The 5,042-nt window shown below is 44.1% G+C and carries 3 protein-coding genes and 2 pseudogenes; 3 read left to right on the forward strand and 2 right to left on the reverse strand.

Going from position 1 to position 5,042, the window contains the following annotated elements:
• Positions 1-116: 116 nt before the first annotated feature.
• A pseudogene (locus LC574_RS26135) lies at positions 117-428 on the reverse strand (pentapeptide repeat-containing protein); the annotation flags it as partial.
• Between the two features lie 85 nt (positions 429-513).
• Positions 514-2,034, reverse strand: coding sequence for an LCP family protein (locus LC574_RS26140; protein WP_229456443.1), 1,521 nt, complete (start codon positions 2,032-2,034; stop codon positions 514-516).
• A gap of 115 nt (positions 2,035-2,149) precedes the next feature.
• Between LC574_RS26140 and LC574_RS26145 the strand changes: the two genes are divergently transcribed.
• The 3 genes and pseudogenes from LC574_RS26145 to LC574_RS26155 all read left to right on the forward strand — a co-directional run.
• Positions 2,150-3,214: a mannose-1-phosphate guanylyltransferase gene (locus LC574_RS26145; RefSeq protein WP_229456444.1), complete on the forward strand. Its 1,065-nt coding sequence runs from the start codon at positions 2,150-2,152 to the stop codon at positions 3,212-3,214.
• Between the two features lie 258 nt (positions 3,215-3,472).
• A pseudogene (locus tag LC574_RS26150) lies at positions 3,473-4,927 on the forward strand (ABC1 kinase family protein); the annotation flags it as partial.
• Between the two features lie 26 nt (positions 4,928-4,953).
• Positions 4,954-5,042, forward strand: an 89-nt coding sequence (locus LC574_RS26155; protein ID WP_229456445.1) for a hypothetical protein, incomplete at its 3' end; no start/stop codon positions are given.

Raw genomic sequence — 5,042 nt, forward strand, 5'->3', positions numbered from 1 at the left:
CTGGCTGGCTTAGAGACGTTAGCAAGTCATCATTTAAGGTTTTAATGACTTGGCGATCGCCATTCTGATTTTTGACCAAACTAAGTAATGCCAAAGCGTCCTCTTCCCAACTCTCTTTCAATAGTGACACGATCAACTAAAGCGCCTGTCAGATTTGCACCTTCCAAATTTGCTTTTAACAAAACTCCTTTAGTGAGAATTGCGTTGGTTAAATTCGCTCCTTGAAAATTTGTTCCCCGCATTTCTGCTGCAACAAAAGTCACACCTGCCAAATCAACATGAGAAAAGTCACGATTTTCTAAATTTATATTGTTGTAGTTGATTGTATTTATTTGAGCAAAAGCCGGTTTGGGATTAAGTATTAACCAGAAAAATGCGAGTATCAAAATCACAATCAAACCAAAAAAGCGCAGTAAAATCTTTTTCATAACTTTATTATTTATCAGCAGTCCTTTGTCATTAGTCCTTTGTCATTTAACTAATGACTAATGACTAATGACTAATGACTCTTGCCTATTTCCAATCTTTACCAATCCGAATTGTGAGATCAGATTCTAAATCACCAATCGCCGCTACCTCAATTTGACCCAAGCCTAAGACTTTTTGCAAATCAACACCAACTCGTCGGTTGCCTTTTTGGACAACAATCTGAGTTTGACGTTGGGTATCTGGCCAATCAGGTACTTTGTAAATATTAGTAAAGCCTTTCTGTTTCAGATAAGCAATAACTTTTTCAGTTAGCTGAGGTTGATTGGAAGCATTTTGAATAGCAATTTTGAGGTTAGGAACCTGACGCATATCTGGTTTTAGACCAGGTACATTTACCCCAACATAATCATTCAACAGGCTTTGTTGTCCAGTCATATTTAGCCAATAGCTATCAGGGTCTTTGCTAAAACGGCTAAACGTACCAGGCAACACGGTCATTTGGAAATTATCTCGATCTAAGTTTAGGCCGAAATTCACCAACGCCATCATTTCTTCCATCTTCAGGTTGGTATCAAAGTATTTTCGCATCAAACGAGTTAATTGAGGCAACCTGGGTAAGACGGTAGGACTATTTAAGCGTTGCAGCAGGGCTGCTGTTAGTGCTTGCTGACGCTGCACTCTTGGTAAATCTCCCAAACCTGGTTCGCGGAATCGGGCAAACTGTTCTGCTTGTTCGCCGTTGAGGGTTTGCCAGCCACTGACTAAATTAATCGACAGGCGACTGCTGGAGTCTTTATATTCCATTGATTGGGGAACAAAGACTTCTACTCCGCCTAACTGATCGACTAACTGCCGTAAGCCGCTAGTAGAGATACGGATGTAGCGATCGATTGGGGCATTGTTTAAGGTACGGCTAACTACCCGTGCTGCCAAGACTGGGCCGCCTTGGGCATTGGCATCAGATACCTTAGTTAATCCCTTTTCTCCCTTTTCGGGGATGGCAATCATCGTATCTCTGGGAATCGAAAGCACCCGTACAGATTTTTCATTTTCACTAGGGTTGAGGCGTACCAGCAGCATGGTGTCGCTTTTCCCAGCAAAGCTTTCTGGTGAACCATCAACGGTACCGCTAACTGGTTCAATCCCCATAATTAAAATATTCATCGGTCGTGAAAGCTTGTACTGGGAAAGTTTGCTCCATAACTCCCCTGGTAGTGGTATTTTTACCTCGTCTTTAGCAGTACCTAAATCCTCATCTGTTCGATCTAGATTGCTCCACAACGGAGTCCACAGCGCTAACGTTGATACCAGTAAACCAGATAAGATGATGCCGATGACAACCGTCATGATCCACAACAGCCATCGAGGCATGGTTAAGCCCAGTCTCTCGTAAAGCTGATTGGGAATTGCACCCACTGATTCGACGACGCTACGGTTGGGATTCGCTGGGGGGTTTAGTTCTACCTCCTCCTCTGAATCGGCTACTGGTGCAGGTGTTACTTGATTTTCTGTTCGTTGAAGTTGCTGCGATCGCACCTCAGTTTCAAATTCTGCAACTTGCTGAGATCCAAGCGGATTTTCCGACCATTCGACTTGTTTTATCACAATTATCTCCCCACTCAACCACTCCCTAAAAGTATGTTAATGCAAGCTACAAATATTGCCAGTGGAAAAGCTCACTGTAAACTTGTAATGTTCTTCAGTAGGCCTGTATGACAATATGAATACTTTATTGTTCCCCGTAATCCTTGCTGGTGGTAAAGGTGAACGTTTTTGGCCCCTGAGCCGTAAAGACCGACCCAAGCAATTTTTAAGTCTTGATGGTAGCTCTAGAAGTTTATTACAAGCAACCGCCGATCGCTTGTTAGCACTCGGAGGAAGTTGGGATTCCCTGTGGGTTATAACTTCTAGTCAGATAGCTGAAGGGGTACGCCAACAATTACCTGATCTACCAGTTGAAAACTTACTGATTGAGTCAGAAGGAAGAGACACTGCCGCAGCCGTTGCTTGGACAAGTTTAGAAATCAAACAGCGCTATGGAGAAGACGCTGTGATTGGCTTTTTCCCTGCTGACCACTGGATCGCTAACCAAGAGGCGTTTGCACACACATTAAGCGCGGCTACGCAACTGGCAGCAAGCACAGCAGCGATCGTTACACTGGGGATCAAGCCTACTTTTCCATCAACCGGTTACGGTTACATTGAACAAGGTGAAAAAATAGGTAGCTTTAATGAGTTGCCAGCTTATCACGTCAACCGCTTTACTGAAAAGCCCAACCGTGAAACAGCAGAAACTTTTTTATCTACGGGACGCTTTAGCTGGAATAGTGGCATGTTCGTTTTTCGGGCAGGAGTTGTTCTCAAGGAACTACATACCCATGCGCCAGAAATTATCGAACCTTTAGAACAACATGGCCCTGATATTTATCCCCAGTTGCCTAAGAAGAGTATAGACTATGCGCTAATGGAAAAGACAACTCTAGCATACGTTTTGCCAGTTGATTTTGGTTGGGATGATTTAGGAGATTGGAATGCGATCGAACGCTTACTCAAAACAGAAGAGACTCCCAATGTGGAACTGGCTACCCACGTAGGGCTAGATACGCAGGGGGCGATTATTTACGCCTCAAATCCAGAGGATGTAGTTGTTACAATTGGTTTAGAGGACGTGGTGATTGTGCGCGATCGCAATGTCACCCTCGTTGTTAAAAAAGAACGTACCCAGGAAATCAAGCAGATCCTCAAAATTCTCCAAAGCGATTCCCGATTTACCGACCTGCTATAAAAGTTAAAACCCTTGGTAGAGGCGAAAAAGCCTATTTTCCAATTATAACTTGACTTTGGGAATGGGGCATTGAGCATGGGGCATTGGGCATTGGGCATTGGGCATGGGGCATTGGTCAATAATCAATAATCAATAGTTCATCTCCCCCTGCTCCCCCATTCCCCATTCCCCATTCCCCATTCCCCATTCTCCATTCCCCATTCCCCATTCCCCATTCTCCATTCCCCACTCCCCACTCCCCACTCCCCACTCTCAAAAATGTTCCTCACCCAAACTGTTCCCCGTCAACGAGAAATTCTTGAAGTATTCCTTCGCAATGGCTGGGACTATATGCGAAGGTTACTTACTGGTGGCAAAGCTGATGAACCACAGTTACCTACACCTGCGGTTTTAAAAAATATCCTGGTAGACTTGGGGCCAGTTTATGTTAAACTTGGTCAGCTACTTTCTACCCGTCCCGATTTATTGAGCGCCGCCTATATTGAGGAACTATCAACTCTACAAGACGAAGTACCGCCTGTTCCTTGGTCAGAGATAGAAATAATCCTCCGTAAAGAATTAAAACTTCCACTAGCAGAAACCTTCAGCACAGTTAACCCGATTCCAGTAGCGGCGGGGTCAATTGCTCAGACACATCGCGCTACATTAGCAGACGGTCGAGAAGTTGCTCTGAAAGTGCAACGTCCGGGAATTGATCTGACTATTGCCCAAGATATTGCTTTAATTCAAGGTATTGCCGATTTAGTGGCGCGGACTGAGTTTGGGCAAACCTATGAAATCAAATCCATCGCGGAAGAATTCACTAAAGCTTTAGAAGCCGAGTTAGATTTTACACGGGAAGCGGGTTTTACAGACCAACTGCGGCGCAACTTATCTAAAAGTCGCTGGTATGATCCCACACAAATAGTGGTTGCGGAAATTAACTGGGAATTGACCACAGCAAAATTACTGGTGATGGAATGGCTGGATGGTGTGCCGTTTTTGTCGGCGGATTTGAACAGCAACACTAATGGTAAAGACCCTGCTGTAGAGCGTAAAGAAATAACCACTTTGTTATTTCGAGTATTTTTTCAGCAACTATATATTGATGGCTTTTTTCACGCCGATCCGCATCCAGGAAACTTGTTTTATCTCAAAGATGGTCGTGTTGCCCTCTTAGACTGTGGCATGGTGGGAAGACTTGATCCCCGCACACAGCAGATATTAACAGAGATGTTGTTAGCGATCGTTGATTTAGATGCTCAAAGATGCGCTCAGTTAACCTTGCAGCTATCAGATTCTGCTCAACCAGTAATTTTATCGCGGTTAGAAAATGATTACGATCGCATGTTGCGAAAGTATCACAATGTCAGCCTCACGGAAATAAACTTCAGTCAGATAATTTATGAAGTTTTACAAGTTGCCCGCAACAATAAAATTAGATTACCTAGTAATATGGGTTTGTATGCCAAAACCCTAGCGAATTTAGAGGGTGTAGCGCGGACATTCAACCCGGAGCTTAACTTTTTTGATGAAGTAAAACCATTAATTACAGACTTGTTTCGTCGGCAATTACTAGGCGATAATCCAGTGCGATCGCTCCTGAGGACAGCCTTAGATATTAAAAGTCTGTCTCTCCAATCCCCTCGCCAAATTGAACTGTTATTAGACCGAGTTACTTCGGAAACCTTACAGTGGAATTTATCGCTACGGGGGTTAGATGGCGTGCGGCGCAACGATTGGGACTGTCAGAGGCGGCGATGGGTTATTGGGAACTGCACATCAGGGAAGATGAACGTCACGGCCGTTGGATGTTGGATGATGTGGCTTTGCCTTTGGCAGAACGATA

It is taken from the genome of Nostoc sp. CHAB 5715 (assembly GCF_020829685.1).
In the GTDB taxonomy this organism is placed as follows: domain Bacteria; phylum Cyanobacteriota; class Cyanobacteriia; order Cyanobacteriales; family Nostocaceae; genus Nostoc.

What these genes read in the sequence shown, in the direction of transcription:
- LC574_RS26145 (WP_229456444.1), top strand. Translation starts at nt 2,150, where the DNA reads ATGAATACTTTATTGTTCCCCGTAATCCTTGCTGGTGGTAAAGGTGAA.